Here is a 24,980-nt window from a genome sequence, read left to right on the forward strand (position 1 = left end):
AGCTGTGGGGACCGGCTCCAGCCAAAGACCGGGCTTCCACCTCGCTTTTGAGCCTAGCCAAAACCGCTAGTCTCAAAAGTCGTCCACATCGTAAGCCCGGCAAAACCATCCGGACTAACGATGTTTTCACGGCCGGCGCCATCACTGGCTGGCTCCGGTTATCTTGTAGTCGTTAATTGATTTAGTAACCATCATAGCCGAGAGTGAGCTCACATTGAGCCCAGCCGTGGGAGGCTCTTAGCGATTTATCGCTTATAGTCTGGCGCTTTTGAAACACGGGGTTGGTGGTTCAAAACGACGGTTCAGACCGCTTTTTGGCTGAACCGGTCCACCCACAGCGTTCCGGCTCAAGGTGGGCGAATGGTAGGCGGCAAGTCGCTTCTATTTTTAATCATCACAACCTTTAGTCAATTTAAAGTAAAATAGTGGGATAAAAGGCTATTCTTCGCCTTTTATCCCACTATTTTTCATTTGAAAATACCTTAGATCAGGCTAATTTTCTTTAACGACTATCATCAGTTATTCTTTATCTTTTAGCTGTTGTTCTAAAGCTTTAATCCGTTTCTGCTTGCGATGAATGTACCAAATCAGCAATAACAGTAGCAAGAGTAATAACAAGCCTAAGAGCAACCACCGTAACCAGTGTGATTGCGGTAAATTAGCCCGCTGGTTGAGCTTATTAGCTTCATCGCTAGTAATCGTAAAGTCTTTCGTAAACGTCCAATGTTGCTTTTTAGACGTCACTTTTACCTTAGCCGTATATTTTCCCGCTTTAAGTTTGGTTTGACCAACTTGTAACGGTAATTTATAAATCGAACTAGGGGCCATTTGACCATTGCTCGTTGTTTGTTGATAAACAACCTTTTGGCCACCGCGTTGATAAATCTTAACTTTAGTCTTCACTTGATTTAAAAAGGCGGCCGTGTGATTTTCCAAAAACAAACTAATCGCATTGTGACCATTGGTTTGGCTAGCCTTAACCTTGCCTAACGTTAGGTTATTTTTGGTTAAGTCTTTGGTCCCATGCAAAACTGTCGCAATCGTATATGAATACTGATTACGTACTGCCATTGCCGATTTTGATTTTTGCTGATCAGCTGGTTTCAAAAAGGTTAAGCCCCCAACCAGCACACCACTAAATCGTTTTTTAGGCATTTTAACTTGATAAGTGACTGTTTTGGTGGCGCCTTTAGCCAAATGTAGCTTGCGTGTCTTAGTTGTCACCACTTGTTCAAAATTCGCCGGCAAATCAACGCTCAAATCACTTTTAATTTTTTTATATTCAACCACACCATGATTATTAGTCGTGGCTTTGGACACCGCCGTATTAACCGTAATCACGTGATCGCTAGTATTTTTGACTTTAACTGCAATATTGGTCGTTTGACCGGGCTTGAGCTTAAGATCAAAGTATGACACTTGCTGATTGACCTGCCGACTTGAACGCACTGCCGCTACTTCAAAACCGACACCGCTGTTCGCAGCTTGGGCTCCGGTAACCATCGCCATTACGCCGATAATGACCGTCAATATTGTCAGTTTTACCCGACTAACCGTTAGTAACACCATCCGTTAGTTCCCAAGTTAAAGTCGTCGTATAGTTGCCTTGAACTTTAACCGTTGCACCTGGAACCGCTAATGTTGAACCGGAAATGTCGGCGATTGACTTCCCATTACCATTGCCTTCTGTGGCATACATCAACGTTGCTGACTGGTTGTCCGGCGTTAACGTTACCCCAGTCTTTACAGTTGACCCGACGCCCGTTGTTGAATCTGATCCTAATGTCCCATTTAACGTCATCGTCGCATTATCTAATGTATGCGTCTTACTGTTGCTATCAGTATAACTAAATTGGCCAGTTTGAGCGACACCTAATGTCCAACCAGCATTGCTCCCACGCAAATCGTTAACCGTTGCTTGCGCTGTGGTATTCGTATTGCTATAAGTTTTATCGGCATTGCTAATCTCATTTGAGCCAAAATCCAAATTAGCCGTACTCAAATCTGTCCCACCATCATCAATAATCAAACTCCCAGCTTCAAAGCCAATCGTACCTGTAGAGGTAGAGTCAGCATTAGCTGTTACCGTTAAACCAGTTAATAACGCTGTGGCGAGCATGCCGCTTAAAAGTGCTTTTTTCATTCGTATTTACCCCGTTTTCTTTTTTTGACAAGAATTAACAACAATAACAAAATCATGCCTAGCAACGCTGCCACGTAACCTATTTCTTCACCGGTTTGTGGCAACCACCGCCGCCAACTTGGCGGATCATTGATGGCCGCGTGACTAGTGGTCTTCTTAACTACCTTTGCCTGATGCTTGTGGGACTGTTTGTTGGTCTTGACTTGGTCATCCTGAATGTGAGCAGCCGACGATGCCTGCTCACTTTTTTTCTTTGGATGATAAGTGCCGTAAAAACCAACTTGCGCTTGACTATTAGTCGTATTTGCTTGACTAGTCAACGGCTGTCCATACCACCCCAACAAGGCCACTCCTATTAGCATTAACCGTCGCTTTTTCATCTCGTCTCCTATTCGTTGGCAACCGTATCTGACAAATTCCATTCAATCGTCGCACTGTAATTATCCTTAAGTGCACTCCCAGCAGGAACCGTTAATTTTAAGCCGGCACCGCTGCCTAACCAATCTTGTGACACATCAACTTGATCTTTGGAAGTAGACGTCGTTGTTATAACGGGTGTAAAACCAGTGGTCGTGATCCGTGTTTGTTGACCACTTTCATCTTGATAGTAAAGTTTGGCATTTAATGCTCGATTCGTGTCGGTACCTATAAAATCTTGGGTTAGTTGTGCTTGTAACGACCAACTTGAACCATTTTTGTGAGTACTTTGAACCGTCAAATCAGTATCTTGCGCCGTTAAATCATAAGTTTCGGTATCGGCACTAATCGTATGTGTACCGAAGTCAAACGTTGTTGGTGCCGATACTAATGTCAATTGTCCCGTGTATTGATACGTGACCGTAATTGGGGCATCTGTGTAGACCCCCGTGGCGTTGGACGGTGTTTCAGACAACGTATAACCAGTCAATGTTTTGGCAGTGGTCGTATAAGCATCCCCAATCGGCCCATTGAGGGTCGCGGTTGCCAGTTGATCACCATCTTCATTTAAATAAACCACGTTGACTGTTCCTTGCTTGGCCCAGTAATAGTCACCAGCCATGGTGGTGCCATCATAGGCACTAACCAATTCGGCCGCCGTGTAAGTCGAACCCTTAGTGCCATATTGCCACTTACCATAATAGGGTGCCGTTGTACTAGGCGTTGGTAACGCCATCGACGCACCTTTAAACCCAAAATTCGAGCCCAGCTTCACATGTGATAGCTTGGAACTACTGGCAAACATGTCAGTATAAGTCGTCACTTTTGCCGTTGACCAGCTACTAATATCTAAGTCGGTTAAATTAGCCATTGATTTAAACGTCGTAGCCATGGTTGTCACAAGATTGGTCTGCCAACCGGATAAATCTAAAGTGGACAGGCCACTGCCCTGGAACGTAGAGGACAGTATAGTCACTTTACTAGTATCCCAATTACTAATCGCTAAACTTGTTAGCGCAGTACAACCAAAAAAAGTACTAGCCATTGTGTTGACACTGCTAACATCCCAGTCACCGATATCTAAAGCTTTTAACTTTGAACAACCGTAAAATACAGACGCAAGTGACGATACTTTACTTGTCTTAAGATTTTTAACGTTCAGTGTTGTTAACGAGCTATCACCACGAAACATATAACTCATAATCGTCACACTATCCGTTTGCCAATTGTCAAGGGATAGACTCGTTAGGCTCGTACAACCAGAAAACAAGTTGTACATCGACGTCACCTTACTGACATTCCAATTGGTTACGCCAATCGTTGTTAGCGCGGCACAATTTATAAACGTCGACCCCAAATTAGTCAAGCTATTAGTTTGCCAGTTATCGGTATCCCCAATCGTTTTTAACGCAGCACAGCCAGAAAACATTAATATCATGGTTGTCACCTTACTGACGTCCCAAGCACCTAAGTCTAAACTCAACAATTTGCTACATGACGCAAACATATTACCAAGATCTGTGACTTGTCCAACCTTCCAATTAGCAACATCTAGTGTCGTCAAATTTTTACAACCATTAAACATGTCAGCCATGGTTGTCACACTACTAACATTCCAATTCGTCGTGGCGAGGGTTCCTAAACTGGTACAATTTTTAAACATTCCACTCATATCGGTGACATGGCTCAAGTCGTTTCCAGTAAAATCAACCGATGTTAAGGCCGTATCACCAAGAAACATACCTTGTAGACTGGTCACATTCGCTGTTTGTAATTGGCTCAGATTTTCGACACTCGTTAAAGCCGTTAGCCCAGCAAACAGACTTTTTAGTGACGTATTGGTTGAAACCGTGACGGCGCCATCAAAGACCACTTTTTTAATTTGACTCGCATAATTTGTACTCCAAGCAGAAGCCCACGGTGACTCCGCAGCACCTTGATGCACCTGCAAGTCAGTTCCAAAATCGCCGGCTGCCAAATGTAACTCACCAGCAGCGTTAATATACCACTCAACCGTGCCAACATTTCCCGAACCAATATTACTAGCATCATCCGCGGCAGCACTCTTCGTGGCTTTAGCCACACTTGATGCCGTCGCTGAACTATTGCTGGTACTTTCATTAGTGTCAGTACTATCACTACTACTTGTCGCGACGTCGCTTGAGCTATCAGTTGTCTGGCTTTCTTCAGTGGCTGTGGTCGTTTCAGTACTCGACTCATCATCACTAGCTGCATTATCTTGAGCCAAAACTTGGCTAGCAGTCGTTTCCGTATTCAACGTTGCAGCACTGCTACTAGTCGCGGTTGTCTCGCTAGCGGCTTGCGCGGTCACTAAAGTCGCAACTGGTTGACTAACGATACCAGCTACAAAACTAAAGATTAATAGCGCCACCGTGACCGGCCATTTGCGCATCGCTATCCCCTCCTTACTTTAAATTAATAGTGATCAATGATTAACTTGGTACACTATATAAGTGTACGATCTCTTATAATTTTGACTAAAACATATTATATTAAACCATGCGCCAATGATAAGTTGTCACATTTTCTTTGACGGCTATAGCCATTAATCACGCTACAAATTATTGCAATTTCCCTCAAAAAAATAAACAAATAAATTAATTATTAATAGTTAAGTCTAATCTATGGTATATTATCAAGAATCCGTTTTCAGGTCAAGGTTACACACCTACATTATTAATAATGTTATATATATTTAACTGCTTTATCATTACTTACTCATTACGATTGAAAGTATACTTACCGTTCATGATCATAAAAAAATAAAATGGTTCAAGACTTTTTGTCTTGGACCATTTTATTAGACATAAGGTTGGATTAATATACGCTGTGCAGCCGAACTAAGCTGATTGCCAAACTGTTGGCGTATCTTTTGGACACCCGCATAACTGCCAAAATCCCATCGGCTGGTTAACGCCCCACTTGCAACTAAAGCTTTAGCGAATTGTAAATCTTCGGGTTGAATTCGTTGGCGATCCAAACGGTCTTCATTGGCAACAACGTTCAACCACTGATCCTTCAAAATCGCCGCTGCCCGGACGTATCGCTGATCATGCGTCAATAATGACTGCATATCCGCTGGTGCTAATGGTTTAGTCATCGACATCATCTCCTAACGTCAACGGAACCACTTGACCAATCACCGGCTGCACCGACAACTTAGCCTGTGGTGTTGCCAATAACCAAATAACATTGGTAAAGTCATGCGAGTCAACCGTTGTTTCGCCTTGACCATCCGTCAAGATTAACGCGATGGTCTGCTGATTAGTCATGTGGCGCTGCTGTAGGTCATCAAACACCCTTTGATAAACCGTTCCCCCGCCACCAGTTCGTTTAAATTGTATTTGTTGCGGATCAGTCACTTGGTAGCGTTGACCAGTATGCACCTTGGCATCAAAGGCTTGCACCGTAATCGTGACCGTCATCACCTGCGTTAAGGTCGCGACTTGACCTAGCAGCTGCTGCAACGTTTGATCACTAATTGAACCAGAATGATCGACGTACACTTGAATTTGCAGCCGATAATCACTAACTTGTCCCGGTAATTCCATCCGGGCAGGTTGACGCCGATTAAACCGGGCCCGTGACGGCCGTCGACCAGCTGGCATTTGGCCCAAACGACGAGCTAACAGTTGCCGCCAATCAACAACTGCTGGTTGTCGCAATCGTTTTAAAGCAGCTTGAACACGTCCCGGAACTGTTCCTCGCGCGGCTGTCGGCGTTTGATTCCAAGCGGTTTGTACTAATTGTTGTAGTCGGGCTTGGGCGAGATTAGGATTCGATATCTGTCCAACATCCGCTGACCACTGATCAGGATTGTCAATCATCGTTGTTGGTTGTGAGCCAGTCGTTAGGTGCTGCCCATTGCCGGCAGTCGGTCCCGATTGTGATGCTGATTGGGACTGAGATTGCTGCTGTAGTAACCGTAAATAAACTTGCGAATCTGCATATCGCGGTAACGGCTGCGCAACCATCGGCTGCACAGTCGCAAGTTGTGGACTGTTGGCTGGTAAGCCAGTCACGTATTGATTGACTGCCAAATCCGTTGCCAAACGGACCAGTTCACCTTGAGATCGAACTTGCTGACGATAGCGCAAGGGATGTTGCCAAATGACATGTAAAGCCACGTGTTTTAGCCCCGCTTCTAATTCATCAAAACGGGTAAAGGTTTGGGCCAATCGTTGCGGTGCAAACTGCAACGTTAACCGATTGGCTTGCCACGTTAACGCTAATGGCGTTGTCAATTGAACCGCTACTTGTCGCGGCAATCGTAGCAAAACTTCACCATAAAACTGATCACTTGCCAACAAATCAATCAACGCCCGTTGTAACATGATCGTCCCAGTTGCTGTTTGTTCCGCGGCTGGCAACTGCAGCAGTTGTTCTCGCCACTGTGCATAGGCACTAGCATGATTAATCATGGTTGCCCCTCCCTACTGGTTCGACCAACTAGCCACTTGTTGTAAATACTGATAAAGAGCCGTTACATACGGACTTTGTTGCGCAATAGTTGCCGTGTAAAGTTGTTTCAATAAATCTTGCTGTTGACCAATTTGTTGAACCAACGCGAACTGACCATCTTGACTGATCGTCTGTAACAGTTGCAAGAAGCGCCCAGCATACTGATCCTGAACGAGCGGGTACTGACTGGTCAATTGTAAACAGCTACCTAGCACGGCACTTTTTTGCGGCTCACTCATGGCTTTGAATTGCCGTAAAACTGGTGCCGGGACCACCGCGCCGACTGGTTGACTCGCATAGAGTTGTGCCGGCGTAAGTTGAATCGCTTGTTGTTCCAGAAACTGTTGAAACGCTAATCCCAGTACTGGTCCAATGTCCCCTTGAAATATATCCAAAGCGACGATCGTTTGAGTATCAGCCGGCAACTTTTCCAATTCAAATAAGTTGCGTGAGACACGCTGCCACGCACGCGGCGTTGCCACAAGATCACCTTGGGCATCAGTTTGATTTAAGCGCGTCACATCCGCACCAATAAACTGTTGGATCAATGGGTGAATATTAGGCTGAGTCTGCCCAGTTGGTTTTTCAGCAGCCCACTTCAACCAATCACCGGCGTCGGCTCGCATAACCAATCGGACAGTTCGATCCTTAATCGCTGCATCTCCAGCCACCACCCCGTAATGACTATTTTCAAAACCAGTCATACTAGCATCCGGGTTTTCCGCTAAAATCAATTGGACTTGTGACGGCAAGGTTAGCGTATTGATCGTGCGTTGCAATACTAAATTCATTAACTCGCTTTGGACAGCCTGCGTCCCGCGATTGAATTCATCTAAAAACCAAATAATCGGCTGTTCTGGCTGAGCTTCGGCCGCCTGAATAATTTGGATCAACGTATGTGCATACCCAAACTGCACATCGGCCAATTGACCATAAGCTTGCGTTTGAATAAACGAGTCGCTGGTTAGCGGTGGCACCGGAATGGCAAGATCACCTTTTTCCGATAAACTCACCACCGTTGTAAACAACTTGGCATGCATCCGTTGTGCCACTTCAGCTACTAATGCAGATTTACCAATTCCTGCTTCACCTACAATATTTGGGACATTGCCGGCTTTTAAAACCACCGGTACTGCCGCCAATAACGCTTGATAGGATAACGCCATCCACTAAGACTCCTTTCATGACTGTTTCACGTGAAACACCCCGTTACGCTAAAACCAATGTTTCAATCGTCGCTAAATGATCAACCTCATAGGTCGGTTTTACGGCCGTTTCATTCGTTAAATGAGCCGGATTAAACCAAACACTCGGCAATTCAACTTGTTGCGCACCTAAAATATCCGACCGTAAGCCATCACCAATCATTAAGGTATTGGTTGAGTCTAAGCTTGGATTTTGCTTAAAAATCGGTTGAAAGAAGCGTGCATCGGGTTTAGCAAACCCAACATCCTCTGAAATATAGAGTTGGTCGAAGTAAACATCCAATCCTGACCCGGCCAAACGGCTTAACTGCGTGGCTTTTATCCCGTTGGTCCCCGCAATCAATGTCACCTGGGCCTTCTTCAAATGGGCCAACAACGCATGGGCGCCCGCTAAGGTATAGTAATTATGGTCTAAATGCCGACGATACTGTTGTTCCACGATCGGATCAGTCACCGTTAATCCCATACGTTGAAAGGTTTGTTCAAAGCGACGATTTAGTAACGGATCGCGCTCAGCACCTTGTTCAATCGCTTGCCACGCCCGTTGATTCACTTGATGATACACCTGTAATCCACGTTGTAAATCAGTTACGCCATATTTATGAAGGAAGTGGGTGACCCCCTCTGTCTCACCGCGCGTAAAATCTAATAACGTATTATCTAAATCAAAAATGGCATATTTTTTCACACACTAACCGCCTTTCTCACTGTTCTAGTCAAAGCCTAAAGGTTGAAAGCTATTTTTAGTAATAATCGTTGATATGATAAGCATTTATCGATCAAAACTAGTCATACTTGCCACCTACCGTTCGCCCACCTTGAGCCGGAACGCTGTGGGCGGACCGGTTCAGCCAAAAAACGGTCTGAACCGTCGTTTTTGAACCGCCTAAACCGCGTTTCAAAAACGCCTGGCTCTAAGCGATAAATCGCTAAGAGCCCCCACGGCTGGGCTCAATGTGCGCTCACTCTCGGTTATGATAGTGACCGCTATTGGTATTCGCAATACAACCGGAGCCAGCCAGTGATGGCGCCGGCCGTAAAAATATCGTTAGTCCGGGTGATTTTTCCGGACTTTACGATATGGACGACTTTTGAGACTAGTGGTTTTGGCTAGACTCAAAAGCGAGGTGGAAGCCCGTACTTTGGCTGGAGCCGGTCCCCACCCGGCAGAATCACTGACTGGCGTAGGTGATCAATTTAACATGACTTAAGTCAATTCTAGTAAAGCTTTTACCGTCATACTTAACTTTCAACCTTTAGTCAAAGCTCAACTGATACTCAATATGGCTTTCACCGTTGCCATTTGGTATTACTTGTAGTTGCGCGGGCAACTGTTCTTCCAATTCGCTCACATGACTAATAATGCCAATCATCCGTGATTGTCCTTCCACCGTTTGTAAGGCTTCCATGGCCATCGCTAAAGCCTCTTCATCTAAGGACCCAAACCCTTCATCAATAAATAACGCATCAATCTTGATACCACCGGCTTGGGCTTGAATCACTTCCGCTAAAGCTAACGCCAACGATAAAGCGGCAATAAAGCTTTCGCCTCCAGATAACGTATGCACACTACGAACCTTACCCGCATTATCATCGTAAACATTAATTTCCAGTCCGGTCCCGTTACGATGAGTCCCAACAGCCGCTTCTAATTGGAATTGATAGCGGCCGCCAGTTAATTGTTGTAATCGTGGGTTAGCCACAATTAACACCTTTTGCAAGTAAGTCTGTAAGACAAACCGTTCCAAACTAAGCTTTTGTTGTCCCGTCCCATTCGCTACCGCCGATAATTCAGCCAGTTGGGCTAAATCGGCTTGCTGCGTCTTCACCTGCGCTAAAGTTGCTTGCATCTGTTGGACCAACTGCTGGTTATGCTGCAACTGTTGCGTTAAATCATAATACTGTTGCTCAACTTGGGTAGCCGTCGCGCTGGCAGCCTGGGTAGCGGCAGCTAACTGGGCCAAATCAGGTGCGGGTTGATCGCCAATATTTTTTTGAATAGCCGCTAATTGCCCCGCTAATTGAGCCGTTCGTTGCTCATAAGTTTGCACTTGTTGCCGCAACTGGGCCAATTGATCATTCTGGTTGACTAATGTCGTGAGTCGGTCGAGATCTACTGCCTCCCATTGGGCTTGCATCGCGGTGGTTAAAGTCGCCATCGTCTCAGTAACCGTCGTCTGAGCCGTTGTTAAATATTGAGCTGTTGACGTTTGTTGCGCCTTCAAGGCAGCTTGTTGTTCACTTAACTGTTGCTGAGTTGCTTGGGCATCGGCGTGACCTTGTTCATATTGTTGTTGCGCTTGCTTTAAGTGTTGCAAATGGGTTTGCAATTCGGCCAATGTCGCAAATTCGGGAGATAAGCGTGCCTGTTGATCAGCTAATTGTTGTTTTAATTGCACCACTTTTTGTTGCGCGGTGGTCACTTGATCGGTTGCTTGTTGTTGCTGTTTAGTTAAGTCAGTTAGCTGCTGGGCCAATGCTGGTAATTGATCATGTGCCTGTTGTGCAACTGTTTGTGCGGTTTGATTGGTTGCTTGATCGGTTGCCACTTGCGTTTGTATTTGCGCTAAATCCGCCCGTACTTGCGACAAAGTCGTGCACGTCAACGCTAATTTGTCAGTGGCAACCGTCTTTAAAGTCGCCATCAACTCTTGTAATTGGGCCTGACCAGCTTCATATTGTGTCGTTAAACTAGTCAATTGACTCTCAGCAGCCGCCTGTTGTGCGGCAGCCGCAGTACTATCAGTTTGAGCCGTTTTGAGATCATCCTCGGTAATCGTCACTGCACTCGTGCTGGCGGGCTGCGGGTGACTAGTGGCACCACAAACTGGACAAGGCGTGCCTGGTTTTAGCCGCTGACTCAAAATGGCGATCTGTGCTTGGGCCCAGTCGCTATCCAATTGCTGATAATGTGCCAACGCCTGTTGGGCTTGAATCGTTTGGGTTGTGACCATGGTTGCTTGGGCTTGAACCGCAGCCTTTTGCTTAGCCACGACTTGCTGTTGTTGAACGACTGCTGCCACTTGAGTCGTTACGGCTTCCAGATCACGTGCACGACTAGTCAATTGGGCCGCCTGTTTAAGTAACGTCGGCAACGTAGCACTAGTTTGCGTTAACGTCGTTTGTTGCGTCGTTAATTGATCGATTTGCGCGGCTAACTTTGCTGGTAAAGCCTGGGCTTGTTGCGCAACAATCTCAGCTCGTTGTAGCGCTGCCTGGGTTTGGGCAACTTGCTCATAGACCGCTTGAGCAGTTGTTAATGTCGTGATCAAAGTCTGCCGTTCACTAGCACCATCGGCTTGAGCTTGGTATTGCTTGATTGTGACTTGTGCATCTTGCAACGCCGCTGTCACTTGCGCCATTTTCGTAGCTAATTGCTGTTGAGTAGCTGTTTGTTGTGTCACTTGCGTTTGTGCCGACGTCAATTGTTTCAGGGTAGGGGCAAGTTGTTGTGCCCATTCCAATGTCGCAATTTGATCACGTTGCTGATCAATCGTAGGCGCTTGCGCCATCAATTGATGCTGTTCTTCTTGTAGTCGGGTTAGCTCAATTTGCTGTTGTTCTAAGGCTTTCCCGGCTTGCTCATCAGCTTGGGCTTTTTCCAACGCAGTTTTAGCCGTTTTTAAGGCTATTGCTAACTCACTTTGTTGCTGAGTCTGGGCCGCTTGTTCAATCATTTTCTGATCAACTGCCGCTTGTGGCGCTAACGCTGCCGCATCATCAGCTGACAAATCAGCCCAAGTTAACTGATGTTGATACGTCTGTAAGGTTTGCGTTGCCGCCGCATTAGTCGCCTGAGCTTGCTTTAACTGTTGCCTTAATTGTAACGACCAACGACTATATAACCGCGTCCCAAAAATATCACGCAGAACTTTTTCCTTATCGTCACTATTGGCCATTAAGAATTGTCGAAATTGGCCCTGTGGTAATAGTACAATCTGAGCAAATTGTTCCCGGGTCAACTGTAGTAAGTCACGAATGTAGTTCTGGACCGCATTGACTTTAACAAATTGCTCAATTTCTTGACCAGCTTCATCAAAAACCGTTAATGATACTTTGGCAATCTGTTTATGCGTCCCCGTACCACGTTTTTTGGCGATGATCTGCTCAGGTTCTCGAACGATCTCATAAGTTCGTTGTTGATGTTCAAACGTAAAACTCACCTGAGTATTTTCATCGTCGGTGGCGAAGTCTGACCGCATTTGTTTAACTTCACGATCACCGCCAGAAGTGCCACCAAAAAGGGCAAAGCACATCGCATCAAAAATCGTTGTTTTACCAGCTCCCGTCTTGCCGCTAATTAGGAATACAGGGAAATCGTTGAATTTGGTAAAATCAATCGTTTGATGCCGATAAGGCCCAAAATAGTCTAAGGTTAAGGTTAAGGGTCGCATGGGTTTAGTCCTCCTTGGTCGCAGCAGTTAGCGCGTTTTGTGCCCAGTGCTGTTGCTGTTTCGTCAGTGTTTCATCTGTCGTTTGTTTGAAAAAATCTGCCATTAGTAACATTGGATCTAGACTCGGGTCGATTTCGGTAATCTGATTATCTGTCACAACCGGGCCATTGACCCGTTCTAGATTGATAATATTAGGGTAAATTTCCCGCAACACGGCCATCACATTAGGAATGACTTGCCGATCAGTTAACTGAATGGACAAGTAGTCATCCTGCGCCTGCTGCTGATAAAAAGCTGGCGTGGTTAAGTCATCAAAGCTGCCTTTTAAGATTCGAACATCTCGTAACGGCGTCAACGGTTTAAAAGTCGCTTCAAATGGATCGGTGTCGACAATCCAAACACCTTTGGTTTGCGTTGCTTCTGAAATTGAAAACTTCACTGGTGAGCCGCTATAACGAACGCGGTCCGCATGTAACGCATCTTTACCGTGCAAATGACCAAGTGCCACATAATCAAATGGCGCCAATAGATCAACGGGAATCGCATTGAGTCCCCCAACCGTAACTTGCGTTTCTGAATCCACATGGGTACTCCCCGCGGCAAAAAAATGCGCGATTAAAACCTGCTTTTTATCAAGATCGAATTGAGCCTGCATCGCCGTCACTAGCTTTTCCATCGCTTGTTGCACCGTGCGAATACTATCATCTTCAAAATAATGCCGCGCTTCAAATGGTTCAAAATAGGGTAACAAGAAAAACTGTGTATCGCCCAACACAACTGGTGTCAACGCTTGACTGACTTTCGTATTCAAATAAAAATCCGTGGCGGCAAACCAAGCACTCCCCGTTCGTAACCGTGGGGCACTGTCGTGATTCCCACTAATCGCTAACAACGGCAAATGATGTTTTAAGTTCAAATCCATCAACATGCTATTCAGTTGCTGCACCGCCGCTTCACTTGGCACCGCACGATCATATAAATCACCGGCAATGACAACGGCATCAACTTTTTCTTGTACCGCAAGTTGGACGATTTGTTCATAGGCCGCTTGCTGTTCCGCCTGTAAATTAAATCCATGGAGCTGTTTACCTAAATGCCAATCAGCTGTATGTAAAAACCGCATGTGATGGCCTCCTCAATAAAGTTGTTTGCTTTTCATTATAAAACATCGATGCTCGTTACGGGCAAGGTTAGTTCGTAATTAACTTAAACCTGACAACCATCCTCAAATTTGTTCAATTCATTCATTACTTGAGCATTTCTGTCCACATCAGATTAAAATTATCGTAGAATAGAAATGTAACTGCAATACTATTCTAAAAAGGGAGCGTGAATTTCATGCGCAAGTATTTCGCCGAATTTCTCGGCACCTTCATGCTAGTCTTTCTCGGGACTGGCGCCGTCGTCATTGGTAAAGGCGACGTGTTAACGATTGGGTTAGCCTTCGGGTTAGCGATCACTGTTTCAGCTTATGCCTTCGGTGGTATCTCAGGCGGTCACTTTAACCCGGCTGTAACCACGGCTATGTTGATTAATCGCCGGATTGGCATCCAAGATGCTTTAGGTTACATTGTTAGTCAAATCTTAGGTGCAATTGTCGCATCAGCTGCCATTCGCAGCTTCGTTAGTGCCTTGGGCTTAGCAACCAACTCATTAGGTCAAACTGATTTCACCAAGATTAACAGTGGGATGGCTTTCTTCATTGAAGCTTTAGTCACCTTCCTGTTCTTAATGGTGATCTTAAATGTCACTAGTGACGAACATGGGAATGGCCAATTTGCTGGCTTAACCATTGGGGTTACATTAGCTTTCCTCATTATCGTAGCCTTAAACCTAACTGGTGGGTCATTGAATCCTGCCCGTTCGATTGGTCCAGCTATCTTCGCTGGCGGCACCGCCATCTCACATCTTTGGGTCTACATCTTAGCACCCGAAGTTGGCGCAATTCTGGCCGCTTACTGCTCACGGTTTTTAGGTAGTGAATATTAAACGCTTCTAGTTAGACTTCTGGCCTCGGCTGGAAGTCTTTTTTTATCTCACGACTGACGGTCGTTGTGTTAAATGAGTCACCTACGCCAGCCAGCGATTCTGCCGGCTGTGGGACCAGCGCCATCACTGGCTGGCTCCGGTTGTATTGCGAATATCAATCAATTTCGTAATCACCATCATAACCGAGAATGAGTCCACATTGAGCCCAGCCGTGGGAATCTCTTAGCGACTTATCGCTTAGAGATTGGCGCTTTTGAAACACGGGCCTGGTGGTTCAAAACGACGGTTCAGACCGCATTTTGGCTGAACCGGTCCGCCCACAGCGTTCCGGCTCAAGGTGGGCGAACGGTAGGTGGCAAGTCGATCTAGTTTTAGTTGCTGGACACTTATCATATCAACGATTGTAAGCAAAAAAACGACTAACCACCGCTAGTCGTTTCCGCTTACTGTTTGTGTCGCCAATGCCGATACCACGAATGCAGTGTGCCAATGGCGAGACCAATAATCACGATCACCGCCGTGACATAACCAAAGATCCCAATGTTAGTAATCCAATTGTTGTCAGGATGACTCTGAACTAGCAACGAAGACCCGACAATCAATGCCGCTAAGATTACGGCCAATACCACTTTATTCACCATCGAATCAATCTGATCAATGAATTGTTTGCGATGAGAAAAAACAATATTCACTCGCGTTTGGCCATTTTCAAACGTATCTAAAGCCGATAATAACCGTGACGGTAACTTCGGCGTATCTCGTAGCCCTTGCAAGGTCGCTAATGCCCCATCCTCAAGCTCCTGACGTAAATCAAAATGTTCTCGCATATATTTACGTGCAAATGGGCGCGCCACATCCATCATCGACAAACTTGGATCAAGCATTTCAACGATCCCTTCAATGGTGCCAAAAGCTTTTCCCAGCATGGTAACAGCCGGATTAACTTGAATATTATTCGTTCGGCAAACTTTTACCATTTCAAATAGCAAGCCTTGAAAATCAATATCACCCAAACCAGAATTATAATATTGACTTAAAAACGGTGCTAATGCACTAAAGAACGCTTCTTCATCAACTTCACCAGTCCGGTTAGAGATCGCTAGAATCGCCCGCCCCACTTGGCGCGTATTCTCAGTAGTCACCGCAATGACCACATTGGCAATACCAGCCATTAAAGCCGGACTAATGGAACCCATCATGCCAAAATCCAAATAAACCAGCCGGTACGGTGGCAATGTTTCTCGATGAATATGCCCAGTTTTTCGCTTAGCTGGCGTATGATAACCCATATCTTGTGGTTTTAATTCCCGTAATAAAATATTCCCCGGATGAGGATCAGCATGAAAAAAACCATCCTCAAAAACTTGTTTTAAAAAGTTGGTCACCAAGGTATGGGCCAAATAACGCCGTTCATCATCGTATTGATGATCGTCATTTAAATCCGCATCATTAAGTGTCGCCATAAAATGTTGGATGCTCGTACCGGCCATGTATTGGTTAACTAAAACTTTTTGCGTACTATAATCGCCATAGACTTTGGGCACTTGAATAATATCTTGTCGATTATTTAACCGATAAAAGCGCGTCCCATTCTTCACTTCAATGCTAGTATCCAATTCATTAAACAGTGATCGCTTAATTTCAGCGACCATTTCGCGTAAATCAATCACGGAAGATTCTGGAATATAGCGTAACAATGGCAAGGCCCGTTCAAATAGCGAAATATCCAAGGCCACTTCAGCGTCAATACCGGGATGTTGGACTTTCACAACCACTTTTTGCCCATTGAGCAACGTCGCATGATGGGTCTGTCCCATCGATGCCGAGGCAAAAGGTTCCTCATCAAAACTGGCAAACATCTCGGCCATCGTTTTACCCGTTTGGGTTTCAATGGTTTGTTTAACGGTCTCAAAAGGATCACGTTTCACATTATCTTGTAATTTTTTGAACTCATTAGCAAATGCGGGCTTCACGATATCCGTCCGTGAAGACAAAATTTGACCGATTTTAATAAATGTCGGCCCCAATTCTTCAAAAGCCAGGCGGACTTGTTGCGGATGCTTTTGCCGCGCTAAATTACTGAGCACATTGTACTGTCGTAGCACACTAAGGATCGTGCGAAACCGTGTATGACGATTCTGGTTAGCCTGCCACGTTGGCGGCGTTGGTTCATTGGCATTCGTGGTCATCTCAATACCTGCTTTCTGCGCACATAATCTAATTCCATTATCTAACTTTCTGACTGAATACGCACTAGCAATTTTACTTTTTTCAAAAAAGTCGTTGACAAATTCTTTTTCCGGCGTTAAATTATAAACACATTAAAAACAGATTAACAAAGCGCGTTGAGAAACACAGTAAATTAACGATTCAGGGCTAAGCGAGTGTCAGATTGGTGAAAGGACATCCCAGAATCTTAATTGAAAATCAGTTTCGAGCGACTGTTGCGAAACCCTTCGGCTAGCGACAGGTGGGTGCTCCCATTATTGAGCCAGGGTATCGTTAGTGACCGGTCACTAGCCGTACCTGTGAGGTTGTTATTGTGAAATAGCAACAAAGCTAAGGTGGTAACGCGTTTTTAAACGTCCTGGTGAACTGAATGCAAATTCAGTTGCTAGGACGTTTTTTTGTTAATCGAGACTATTTTGGAGGTTTTACATATGCTAGATAAAGTTCAAAAACGACACTTAACCAAACGCGATTACGTCACGTTGAGCTCCATGATTTTCGCCCTATTCTTTGGCGCTGGAAATTTAATTTTCCCCTTACACCTCGGACAATTAGCCGGTAGCCACTGGGGCATGGCCGCCGTCGGGTTCTTAGTGACTGCCGTGTTACTGCCACTTCTTTCGGTCCTCGCCGTTTGTGTTACCAAATCAAAAGGCGTCTACGATATCGGTAAACCACTTGGCACCACTTTTGCGATCGTCTTCATGGTCCTGATCCACTTTACGATCGGCCCTTTCTTTGGAACGCCCCGGACGGCCACGGTTTCATTCACGGTTGGGTTAGCCCCCTTCTTCCCGGCTAAATATCAAACCGTCGCTTTACTTATTTTCTCAGCAGTCTTCTTCGGTTTAGCCTATTACTTATCATTGGAACAACACAAAATCATGAATCGTGTTGGTAAATTATTGAATCCATTATTCTTGCTCTTATTAGTCGTTATCTTCTTCGTTGCTTTCAGCAGTCCACTCGCGCATGCCGGCAATACCACCGCCACAGCTGCCTATCAAACGGCTGGGTTTACCAACGGGTTTTTGCAAGGTTACAACACGATGGACGCACTTGCCGGATTAGCGCTTGGTGTCACCATCGTTACTGCCGTTCAATTTATGGGGCAAAAAGATCCTAACAAGGCTGCTTGGGTCACTGCGCGCGCTGGCTTATTCTCGATGACTTTTGAAGGGCTTATCTACGTCTTATTAATCTTGTTAGGTGCCCAATCATTAGGCATGTTTAAGCTATCCGACAATGGTGGCGTGGCCTTCAACCAAATCGTCAATCATTACATGGGGACTTTTGGTCAAGCCGTTTTAGCGGTACTAATCATCACCACTTGTTTAACGACGGCAATCGGCTTAGTCGCTGCCTTCGCCCAAGATTTCCACAAACACTTTGGTTTCTTAAGTTATAAAGCATGGTTACGGATCACTTGTTTAGCCTCGTTTTTAACCGCCAATATCGGCTTGAACCAAATCATCGCCTGGTCAACGCCAGTCTTGATGTTCTTATACCCATTGGCAATGGCTTTAATCTTCTTATCCATCTTGTCGCCATTATTTCACCAAGCACCAGTCGTCTATCGTTGGGTCGTTGTCTTCACAGTGGTGCCAGCTGTCTTTGACATGGTCGCCGCTTTCCCAGCCGTTGTGAGTCAAAGCGCTTTAGGCTTAGCCATGGCCCACATTCAATCGTATATGCCACTTGCATCCAGCGGCATGGACTGGTTAGTTCCAGCCTTGGTTGGGGCAGTCTTAGGAACCGGACACTATTTACTCTTGCAACGTACCAAAAACCATGCCGTTAATCCCGTTGGTAATCATAATTAAGCCGTTTATTAAAAATGCACTTGTCAGCAATTGACGAGCGCATTTTTTTGGCGTTTAAACCTGTCCAATTTCTACCTCAACTAAGGTCACAATCGTTGGTGCACTTACCACTGGCAAATGCGTCTCGCTAGCCGGAACCTCTTTACCACGTACGATCAGTTCACTGGCCGCTAGTCCCATGTAAGTCCGAGCTTGGCGCATGCCATCGGCCACAGAACGACCTTGCGTTTCACCTTGAAAGGCTGGAATTTCGACTAAATAAGGTGTCGGCTGATTCGCCGGCACGTAACTCATAATTACGGGATAAACCCGCCATGTTTCCGTCATGATACTGTCTCCCAAATTAGGACACTATCCTACCCAACTTAACCATAGCAATCTTAGCCCCAAAAGACGATTAAAAGCGGTTATAATTTTATTGATATACCTACGTCAGTCAGTGATTCTACCAGCTATGGGGGACCGTGCCCAGCCGTGGGGGCGCTTAGCGATTTATCGCTTAGAGCCCGGCGCTTTTGAAACGCGGGTTGAGCGGTTCAAAACGACGGTTAAGACCGCCTTTTGGCTTAACCGGTCCACCCACAGCGTTCCGGCATTGAGTGGGCGAACGACAGGCGACAAGCTGGTCCAGCTAAAAAAAGCCGCCTCAGTTTACACTGAAAACGACTCTTCTAATGAACCAAATCTAATGAAGCCAAGCTTGCAAGCCAGCGGCCAAAATCCCCCCGACTAACGGGCCACACATCGGGACCCAAGCATAAGCCCAGTTAGCATCAGACTTATTTGGTACAGGTAAGATCGTATAAGCCAACCGTGGCGCCCAGTCACGCGCTGGATTAATCGCGAAGCCGGTTGTTCCGCCTAACGTTAACCCAACCACGACGATCAACAACCCCACAATCAACGGTTTCAATCCTTGCGTAAAGTTACCAAGATTCAATAGTGGGAAGATAAAGAAGAACGTCGCAATCACTTCGCTCAAAAAGTTAAATAACGGATTAGGGATCGCTGGACCTGTCGCAAAGATCCCAACACTATTACCATCTGCTGGACTTTTAGCCGCTTTAAAGTGTGGGTAGTATTGAATCATGATCACAACTGCCCCAACGAATGCGCCTAAAAACTGACCAACTAGATAAGGTAAAACTTGGGCCCAAGGAAAGAAACCAAATAACGCAAACGCAATTGTGACCGCTGGGTTCAGATGGCCTTGCGACCCAAATTGACCAGCAACATACACCCCAAACGTGACGGCTAAGCCCCAGGCTAACGCAATAAACGTCCAGTTTTGGCCTTTTGTGTACGTCTGTTTCAAATTAACGGCCGCACCACTCCCGACCCCAAAGACAATCAATACCAACGTGCCTAAAAATTCACCTAAAAATCCCTGCATCCCGCTCACCGTTCCTTACTTAATTTTAAGTGGGGCTAATTGTGCTTCGACCGCCGCCAAATCAACGCCAGCCTGTACTAATGACGCGGCTGTATACGCACTTTCGACCAATGCCGTATCGTATAAATGAACCGTTTTATCGCTCATTTCAATCGCCATTTCTAGGTTCATCTTGGCACTACCTAAGTCATAAAACGCTAATAATTCATCGGCGTCATTGGCGTCAAAAGCCGCGCTAATCTTGGCCATACTGGTCCCAACTTCTTGATCATCGGTTCCGCCAGCAAAAGTAATCGACACATCGGCGGCGACTTGTTTAATCAAGGTCGTGACACCAGCCGCAATTTCAGGGACATGTGAAACCACCACAATACCTAAACTCATGCTTGTGCCTCCGTTTCTAATAATGCTGTAAACAGATAACCACTAGAAACCGCACCAGGATCGAGATGACCAATCGCCCGTTCACCTAAGTAGGAAGCCCGACCTTTTTTCGCAATCATCGGTTTTGTGCTGTCAACGGCCGTGGCAATCAATGTCGCATCCAACTTGTCTGCTTGCACAGCGGCGACGACCGGTACCCAAACATCCAGCATGGTCTTGTCACCAGCTTGCGCACCACCACGTTTTTCAATCCCAGCTAAAGCCGCCGCAAGTAGTGTCGGTAAATCTGTCGTGCCGGCTTTGCTAGCTTTCGCCATCTCCAAAAAGGCCGTCCCATATAATGGCCCAGAAGCCCCGCCGACTTTACTAATCAACGCCATCGCTACCGTCTTAAAGACCGTTGTTAAATCCGCATCCGTTTGGGTGGCTAACGCGGCTTGCACCGCGGTCATCCCACGTGCCATATTATTGCCGTGATCGCCATCACCAATTGGGGTATCCAAGTCACTCAAATACGCCTTATTCGTCGCAATAGCATCACCAAATTTAGTTAACCAAGTTGTTGCTGCTTGTGCTGTAAACATTGTCGTCATCCTTTCTACCATGCAATTGTTTTAACCGGATAGGTCAAATAATCAAGCCATTTAGCATCCGTTAATTCAAAGATTGTTAATGAAATTCCCGCCATTTCAATGGACGTCATGTAGTTACCAACCTTCATAAAGGCTGGTTTAATCCCTTTTTCAGCTAAGGCATCGAGTAAGTCATGGCTAAAGATATATTGTTCCATCAATGGCGTAGCACCCATACCATTCACTAAAACAGCATATTGATGACTAGCATCTAAGTGCAAACGCTCATCAATCTTAGCCAACAATTCAGTGACTAATGCCTTAGATGGTTTGATTTTTTCACGTCGATAACCCGGTTCACTATGAATACCGACGCCATACTCGATTTCATCATCAGCTAATTCAAAACCTGGTTTGCCCACTTCAGGTACCGTGGCCGCCGATAAAGCTACCGCTACGGTATTGAGGTGTGGCAAAACGGCTTGGGCTAATTGAGAGAGTTCATCTAAGCTTGCGCCTTGATCAGCCGCTGCACCCAAGACTTTATGCATCAGGACAGTTCCAGCCACGCCACGGCGACCTTGCGTATAAAGACTGTCTTTTACAGCAATATCATCGTCAACCACAATTGATTGCACCTCGATATCATCCATCTCGGCCATATCTTTGGCCATGTCGAAGTTCATCACATCACCGGAATAATTCTTAACAACTAAGAAGACCCCTTGGCCTTGATCCACAGCTTTAATCGCTGCATAAATCTGATCAGGCGTTGGTGACGTAAAGACTTGGCCAGCTACTGCAGCACTCAACATGCCTTGACCAACAAAACCAGCATGAGCCGGTTCATGACCACTACCGCCACCACTGACGATCCCAACTTTGCCAACCATTGAGGCCGTATCACTACGGACCATCGCCAACGTATCGGGCACTTGTTTTAAATATTGTGGATACGCGCGGACGAGGCCATCGACCATTTCAGGAACCACATCTTGAGGAGCATTGATAATCTTTTTCATCTTGACTCACGATCCTTTCTGAATTTACTCTTTCATTGTATATGAATCCGCTTACAATTACGACGGACAAAATCACTAAATTGTCCGGTATTGCTTGGCAGGCTCTTAGATTAAGTGCGGTATAATAGCCGTAAACGCTTGAAAGCTGGTGTGCACATGCAAATTATTAATGAACCGGACCAAGCCCTCGCCCAAGCAGTGCAAGGTATTCAGTGGACCTATCCTGAGCTAGCTTGGGTTCCCGACACGTACGGTTGTTATGATCGTCATTTTGCTGACAACCAGATCCCACTATTGGCTGGTGGTGGTAGTGGACACGCCCCAGCTCATTGGGGCTATGTCGGCCACGGCATGTTGACTGGCGCCGTCATGGGCACAATTTTCACGCCACCAACCGCTGAACAAATTGTTAAGGTTGCGCAGGCGATGACCCATCAACGACGACTCTTTTTGATCGTTAAAAACTTTCCCGCCGATGTTAAGGCCTTTAAGACTGCCCAAACAACCCTACAAGACCAAGGTTGGGACGTGGGTATGGCCCTCGTGGCTGACGATATTTCCGTCGATAATGCCTCCTTAAAACAGCGACGTCGCGGCGTGGCCGGCACGGTTCTTATCCATAAGCTCTTAGGTGCGGCGGCCGCTAATGGGGCCACCATGGCCGAATTAACAACCCTCGCGCAACACGTCACCGCCGCCACCAAAACCATTGGGGTCGCGACTAGTGGTGCCCTGATTCCTGGTCAAGCCGACGCCTCATTCACCTTAAATCCTGGTGAAATTTATTATGGCATTGGAATTCACGGTGAGCCTGGCTATCGACAAGAACCATTCCAATCATCAGAACGACTTGCCCAAGAACTGATTAGTAAATTACGACTTAACTTTCAATGGCACGCCCACGATCATTACGCCGTCTTAGTCAATTCTTTGGGTGGCATTACCCCGTTGGAACTAATGGTCTTTAATCACGATGTGCATGAATTACTACAACTCGACCAGTTAGCGCTCGACTTTCATCAAGCGGGAACCTTCCTAACATCAAATGGAATGCATGGGCTTTCTTTAACATTGCTGCACCTCGAACAAACTGACTGGTTAGCTGCCCTGAACATGCCGGTTAAAACACCGGCATGGCCAAATCATTAAGTTAGTATCTAAAGGATAAAAATTGTTTTTTAGTGACAGGTACACGCTCAACTTGCCACCTACCGTTCGCCCACGTTGAGCCGGAGCCAGTCAGTGATGGCGCCGGCCGTGAAGACAGCGTTAGTCCGGATGATTTTTCCGGGATTACGCTGTGGACGACTTTTGAGACTAGCGGTTTTGGCTAGGCTTTAAAGCGAGGTTGAAGCCCGCACTGTGGCTGAAACCGGTCCCCACAGCCGGTAGAATCACTGGCTGGCGTAGGTGGCAAATTTAGCATGACTGAAGTCAAAACTAGTCAAGTTGCTGCCGCATCTTTATCTTTCAACCTTTAGCTAGCATCTTTAAGGTCATTTGAATGGCCGTTACAGCGGCCGTCGCTAATTCTTCATAATCTCGCGGATGATTGGTGAGTAAATTATGAATCAAGGACTGCGCAATGCCTAAGCACAGTAACCAAATTAACGTTGCCGCCGAGGCCACCACATCAGTTGGGCTAAGATGGGTCACTAATTCAGCTAAATGGTTGGCAATTAAAGCCGTCACGTCAATTTCGTGCTGTGTCTTGACGCTGGCGACATAAAATTGCCGATGCGCCTCTAGTTCATAGCAAACCAAGTTAATGATGGCCGGCCATTTTAAATAATTCAAATTATGCTCGACCGTTTCACTCAACGTGTCGTCAATAGACCAGGCCAGCAATTCATATTTATCTTGAAAATAATCATAAAACGTTTGCCGACGTAACCCCGCCGTATCCATGATGGCCGTCACTGACGTATGGTCAATGCCTTTAGTTGTGACAAGTTGCTGTAACCCTTGCGCCATTTTGCGTTGTGTAATATACGCCATTCGGCCACCTCCGTTCATCAGTATTGCTCCCAGTTTAATGCAAAACGTGTGGCGACACCACTCTGAAGTTAAGTTCAGGTGATGCCGCCACACGTTTTTAGTTGTCATGACTATTTAATCCAAACTTCGTTAACCAGATTGCCATCATAGGTATTGCCATCGGTTAACACCGAGTTGCCATCATAAGAGGTATACCCGTAATAAGTTTCATGCTCATTATCGCTATCCCAAACGACATCCACTTCAACGTTAGCATGAATTGTCTTCGTGTCATTGGTCCCCGTTGAAACATCGTAAGACAAAATGCCAGTCGCACTAGACGCCTTGATCGTGGCGGTGCCATAATAAGCTGAGCCATCATTGTTGTTTTGGGTCACCGTTCCATCGGAAGCAATCGACAAATCTGACTGTGGCCGATCACTATCGTAGTTATAGAAAGTATAGTCCCCAACAAACTTACTGTAGCCATCAAACCTGTGATTCGTGGCTGGTGTGGTTGTCTTAGACGATGCCGCAGCCGTACCACTCTTAGTCGTGCTAGCCGTCTTGCTTTGCTTATGCTTTTTCAGTAAGAATTTATCATTGCTCTTTTGTAACGCAAAGAATTCCGTTTTTAACGCGCCAAATCCCTTTTTACTCAAATCCGCTAAATCAATCGAACTCAACTGCTTATTAGACTGCTTATACTTGCCGTCCACATTCAATTGTTGCGCCTTTTTTAAGATTGCCTCATCCTTGGCTAACTTTGGATCAGTGCTGCTGGCGCTACTACTTGTCGCCATTTTTGTGGTTTTAGAACTCGTACTTGAGCTCGTTTGAGCTGCATTGCCACAACCGCTCAACATCCCCACGGCTAATACCCCGACTAATGCAATGACCCACTGTCGTTTTTTCATCAAATACCCCTCCAATTTACTTGAAACTTGCCT

The 24,980-nt window shown here is 45.9% G+C and carries 21 protein-coding genes and 1 other annotated feature; of the genes, 3 read left to right on the forward strand and 18 right to left on the reverse strand.

The annotated features are described in order from the left end of the window. Positions 1 to 519: 519 nt before the first annotated feature. From FFM84_RS05365 to FFM84_RS05410, 10 genes are all read right to left on the reverse strand, one after another. Positions 520 to 1,569 carry a WxLIP family cell surface protein gene (locus FFM84_RS05365; RefSeq protein ID WP_130844641.1) on the reverse strand — a complete coding sequence of 350 codons (1,050 nt, stop codon included), beginning with the start codon at positions 1,567 to 1,569 and terminating at the stop codon, positions 520 to 522. Then, positions 1,550 to 2,143: a WxL domain-containing protein gene (locus FFM84_RS05370; RefSeq protein ID WP_130844640.1), complete on the reverse strand. Its 594-nt coding sequence runs from the start codon at positions 2,141 to 2,143 to the stop codon at positions 1,550 to 1,552. The genes FFM84_RS05365 and FFM84_RS05370 overlap by 20 nt, the downstream gene beginning before the upstream one ends. Further along, entirely contained in the window at positions 2,140 to 2,523 is a 384-nt protein-coding gene (locus FFM84_RS05375) for an EF2685/EF0750 family sortase-dependent surface protein (RefSeq protein ID WP_165444475.1), read from the reverse strand. Before FFM84_RS05375 ends, FFM84_RS05370 begins: the two co-directional genes overlap by 4 nt. An 8-nt stretch (positions 2,524 to 2,531) precedes the next feature. Beyond that, positions 2,532 to 4,973 carry a BspA family leucine-rich repeat surface protein gene (locus FFM84_RS05380; RefSeq protein ID WP_130844638.1) on the reverse strand — a complete coding sequence of 814 codons (2,442 nt, stop codon included), beginning with the start codon at positions 4,971 to 4,973 and terminating at the stop codon, positions 2,532 to 2,534. Between the two features lie 408 nt (positions 4,974 to 5,381). Next, entirely contained in the window at positions 5,382 to 5,681 is a 300-nt protein-coding gene (locus FFM84_RS05385) for a hypothetical protein (protein WP_130844637.1), read from the reverse strand. Further along, on the reverse strand, positions 5,674 to 7,002 hold the full coding sequence (locus FFM84_RS05390; protein ID WP_130844636.1) for a vWA domain-containing protein: 1,329 nt from the start codon (positions 7,000 to 7,002) through the stop codon (positions 5,674 to 5,676). Before FFM84_RS05390 ends, FFM84_RS05385 begins: the two co-directional genes overlap by 8 nt. A gap of 12 nt (positions 7,003 to 7,014) precedes the next feature. Then, on the reverse strand, positions 7,015 to 8,208 hold the full coding sequence (locus tag FFM84_RS05395; RefSeq protein WP_130844635.1) for an AAA family ATPase: 1,194 nt from the start codon (positions 8,206 to 8,208) through the stop codon (positions 7,015 to 7,017). Positions 8,209 to 8,251: 43 nt separating this feature from the next. Continuing rightward, the gene (locus FFM84_RS05400; protein ID WP_130844634.1) at positions 8,252 to 8,935 is read right to left on the reverse strand and encodes an HAD family hydrolase; all 684 of its coding nucleotides are present in this window, start codon (positions 8,933 to 8,935) and stop codon (positions 8,252 to 8,254) included. A 568-nt stretch (positions 8,936 to 9,503) separates the two neighbouring features. After that, positions 9,504 to 12,641 (reverse strand): AAA family ATPase, encoded by a 3,138-nt coding sequence (locus FFM84_RS05405; RefSeq protein WP_130844633.1) that lies wholly within the window; start codon positions 12,639 to 12,641, stop codon positions 9,504 to 9,506. Positions 12,642 to 12,645: 4 nt separating this feature from the next. Beyond that, on the reverse strand, positions 12,646 to 13,764 hold the full coding sequence (locus FFM84_RS05410; RefSeq protein ID WP_130844632.1) for an exonuclease SbcCD subunit D: 1,119 nt from the start codon (positions 13,762 to 13,764) through the stop codon (positions 12,646 to 12,648). Positions 13,765 to 13,979: 215 nt separating this feature from the next. Here FFM84_RS05410 and FFM84_RS05415 point away from each other — a divergent pair, with 215 nt between their 5' ends. After that, positions 13,980 to 14,630 carry an MIP/aquaporin family protein gene (locus FFM84_RS05415; protein ID WP_130844631.1) on the forward strand — a complete coding sequence of 217 codons (651 nt, stop codon included), beginning with the start codon at positions 13,980 to 13,982 and terminating at the stop codon, positions 14,628 to 14,630. Between the two features lie 443 nt (positions 14,631 to 15,073). On the opposite strand, the gene FFM84_RS05420 is transcribed toward FFM84_RS05415, so the two are convergent. Continuing rightward, complete coding sequence (locus tag FFM84_RS05420) at positions 15,074 to 16,819, reverse strand: ABC1 kinase family protein (protein ID WP_130844630.1); 1,746 nt, start codon at positions 16,817 to 16,819, stop codon at positions 15,074 to 15,076. A gap of 147 nt (positions 16,820 to 16,966) precedes the next feature. Beyond that, positions 16,967 to 17,223, forward strand: a binding site (T-box leader). Positions 17,224 to 17,290: 67 nt separating this feature from the next. On the opposite strand from FFM84_RS05420, the gene brnQ reads away from it, so the two are divergent. Beyond that, a complete protein-coding gene (gene brnQ, locus FFM84_RS05425) occupies positions 17,291 to 18,682 on the forward strand; it encodes a branched-chain amino acid transport system II carrier protein (RefSeq protein WP_130844629.1) in 1,392 nt (463 codons plus the stop codon). Positions 18,683 to 18,736: 54 nt separating this feature from the next. Here the strand turns inward: brnQ and FFM84_RS05430 are convergent, their stop codons facing one another. The 5 genes from FFM84_RS05430 to dhaK all read right to left on the reverse strand — a co-directional run bounded on the left by FFM84_RS05430 (position 18,737) and on the right by dhaK (position 22,053). Then, complete coding sequence (locus tag FFM84_RS05430; protein ID WP_130844628.1) at positions 18,737 to 19,009, reverse strand: hypothetical protein; 273 nt, start codon at positions 19,007 to 19,009, stop codon at positions 18,737 to 18,739. Between the two features lie 358 nt (positions 19,010 to 19,367). After that, positions 19,368 to 20,075: an MIP/aquaporin family protein gene (locus FFM84_RS05435; RefSeq protein WP_130844627.1), complete on the reverse strand. Its 708-nt coding sequence runs from the start codon at positions 20,073 to 20,075 to the stop codon at positions 19,368 to 19,370. A gap of 15 nt (positions 20,076 to 20,090) precedes the next feature. Next, complete coding sequence (dhaM, locus tag FFM84_RS05440) at positions 20,091 to 20,459, reverse strand: dihydroxyacetone kinase phosphoryl donor subunit DhaM (RefSeq protein ID WP_130844626.1); 369 nt, start codon at positions 20,457 to 20,459, stop codon at positions 20,091 to 20,093. Next, positions 20,456 to 21,043, reverse strand: a complete 588-nt coding sequence (gene dhaL, locus FFM84_RS05445) for a dihydroxyacetone kinase subunit DhaL (protein ID WP_130844625.1) — start codon at positions 21,041 to 21,043, stop codon at positions 20,456 to 20,458. The genes dhaM and dhaL overlap by 4 nt, the downstream gene beginning before the upstream one ends. Positions 21,044 to 21,057: 14 nt before the next feature. Beyond that, positions 21,058 to 22,053 carry a dihydroxyacetone kinase subunit DhaK gene (gene dhaK / locus FFM84_RS05450; RefSeq protein ID WP_130844624.1) on the reverse strand — a complete coding sequence of 332 codons (996 nt, stop codon included), beginning with the start codon at positions 22,051 to 22,053 and terminating at the stop codon, positions 21,058 to 21,060. Positions 22,054 to 22,209: 156 nt separating this feature from the next. Between dhaK and dhaQ the strand changes: the two genes are divergently transcribed. Further along, on the forward strand, positions 22,210 to 23,202 hold the full coding sequence (gene dhaQ / locus FFM84_RS05455) for a DhaKLM operon coactivator DhaQ (protein ID WP_130844623.1): 993 nt from the start codon (positions 22,210 to 22,212) through the stop codon (positions 23,200 to 23,202). A 321-nt stretch (positions 23,203 to 23,523) separates the two neighbouring features. Here the strand turns inward: dhaQ and dhaS are convergent, their stop codons facing one another. Both dhaS and FFM84_RS05465 read right to left on the reverse strand, forming a co-directional pair. Next, complete coding sequence (gene dhaS / locus FFM84_RS05460; RefSeq protein WP_130844622.1) at positions 23,524 to 24,051, reverse strand: dihydroxyacetone kinase transcriptional activator DhaS; 528 nt, start codon at positions 24,049 to 24,051, stop codon at positions 23,524 to 23,526. Between the two features lie 110 nt (positions 24,052 to 24,161). Then, complete coding sequence (locus FFM84_RS05465) at positions 24,162 to 24,947, reverse strand: hypothetical protein (RefSeq protein WP_130844621.1); 786 nt, start codon at positions 24,945 to 24,947, stop codon at positions 24,162 to 24,164. Between the last annotated feature and the right edge of the window lie 33 nt (positions 24,948 to 24,980).

Source organism: Lactiplantibacillus mudanjiangensis (assembly GCF_005405385.1).
GTDB lineage: Bacteria > Bacillota > Bacilli > Lactobacillales > Lactobacillaceae > Lactiplantibacillus > Lactiplantibacillus mudanjiangensis.

Bases quoted from the DNA above. Each gene is read 5' to 3' on its own strand.
- FFM84_RS05365 (WP_130844641.1), bottom strand. From the start codon at position 1,569: ATGGTGTTACTAACGGTTAGTCGGGTAAAACTGACAATATTGACGGTC.
- FFM84_RS05370 (WP_130844640.1), bottom strand. From the start codon at position 2,143: ATGAAAAAAGCACTTTTAAGCGGCATGCTCGCCACAGCGTTATTAACT.
- FFM84_RS05375 (WP_165444475.1), bottom strand. From the start codon at position 2,523: ATGAAAAAGCGACGGTTAATGCTAATAGGAGTGGCCTTGTTGGGGTGG.
- FFM84_RS05380 (WP_130844638.1), bottom strand. From the start codon at position 4,973: ATGCGCAAATGGCCGGTCACGGTGGCGCTATTAATCTTTAGTTTTGTA.
- FFM84_RS05385 (WP_130844637.1), bottom strand. From the start codon at position 5,681: ATGACTAAACCATTAGCACCAGCGGATATGCAGTCATTATTGACGCAT.
- FFM84_RS05390 (WP_130844636.1), bottom strand. From the start codon at position 7,002: ATGATTAATCATGCTAGTGCCTATGCACAGTGGCGAGAACAACTGCTG.
- FFM84_RS05395 (WP_130844635.1), bottom strand. From the start codon at position 8,208: ATGGCGTTATCCTATCAAGCGTTATTGGCGGCAGTACCGGTGGTTTTA.
- FFM84_RS05405 (WP_130844633.1), bottom strand. From the start codon at position 12,641: ATGCGACCCTTAACCTTAACCTTAGACTATTTTGGGCCTTATCGGCAT.
- FFM84_RS05410 (WP_130844632.1), bottom strand. From the start codon at position 13,764: ATGCGGTTTTTACATACAGCTGATTGGCATTTAGGTAAACAGCTCCAT.
- FFM84_RS05415 (WP_130844631.1), top strand. From the start codon at position 13,980: ATGCGCAAGTATTTCGCCGAATTTCTCGGCACCTTCATGCTAGTCTTT.
- FFM84_RS05420 (WP_130844630.1), bottom strand. From the start codon at position 16,819: ATGACCACGAATGCCAATGAACCAACGCCGCCAACGTGGCAGGCTAAC.
- brnQ (WP_130844629.1), top strand. From the start codon at position 17,291: ATGCTAGATAAAGTTCAAAAACGACACTTAACCAAACGCGATTACGTC.
- FFM84_RS05430 (WP_130844628.1), bottom strand. From the start codon at position 19,009: ATGACGGAAACATGGCGGGTTTATCCCGTAATTATGAGTTACGTGCCG.
- FFM84_RS05435 (WP_130844627.1), bottom strand. From the start codon at position 20,075: ATGCAGGGATTTTTAGGTGAATTTTTAGGCACGTTGGTATTGATTGTC.
- dhaM (WP_130844626.1), bottom strand. From the start codon at position 20,459: ATGAGTTTAGGTATTGTGGTGGTTTCACATGTCCCTGAAATTGCGGCT.
- dhaL (WP_130844625.1), bottom strand. From the start codon at position 21,043: ATGTTTACAGCACAAGCAGCAACAACTTGGTTAACTAAATTTGGTGAT.
- dhaK (WP_130844624.1), bottom strand. From the start codon at position 22,053: ATGAAAAAGATTATCAATGCTCCTCAAGATGTGGTTCCTGAAATGGTC.
- dhaQ (WP_130844623.1), top strand. From the start codon at position 22,210: ATGCAAATTATTAATGAACCGGACCAAGCCCTCGCCCAAGCAGTGCAA.
- dhaS (WP_130844622.1), bottom strand. From the start codon at position 24,051: ATGGCGTATATTACACAACGCAAAATGGCGCAAGGGTTACAGCAACTT.
- FFM84_RS05465 (WP_130844621.1), bottom strand. From the start codon at position 24,947: ATGAAAAAACGACAGTGGGTCATTGCATTAGTCGGGGTATTAGCCGTG.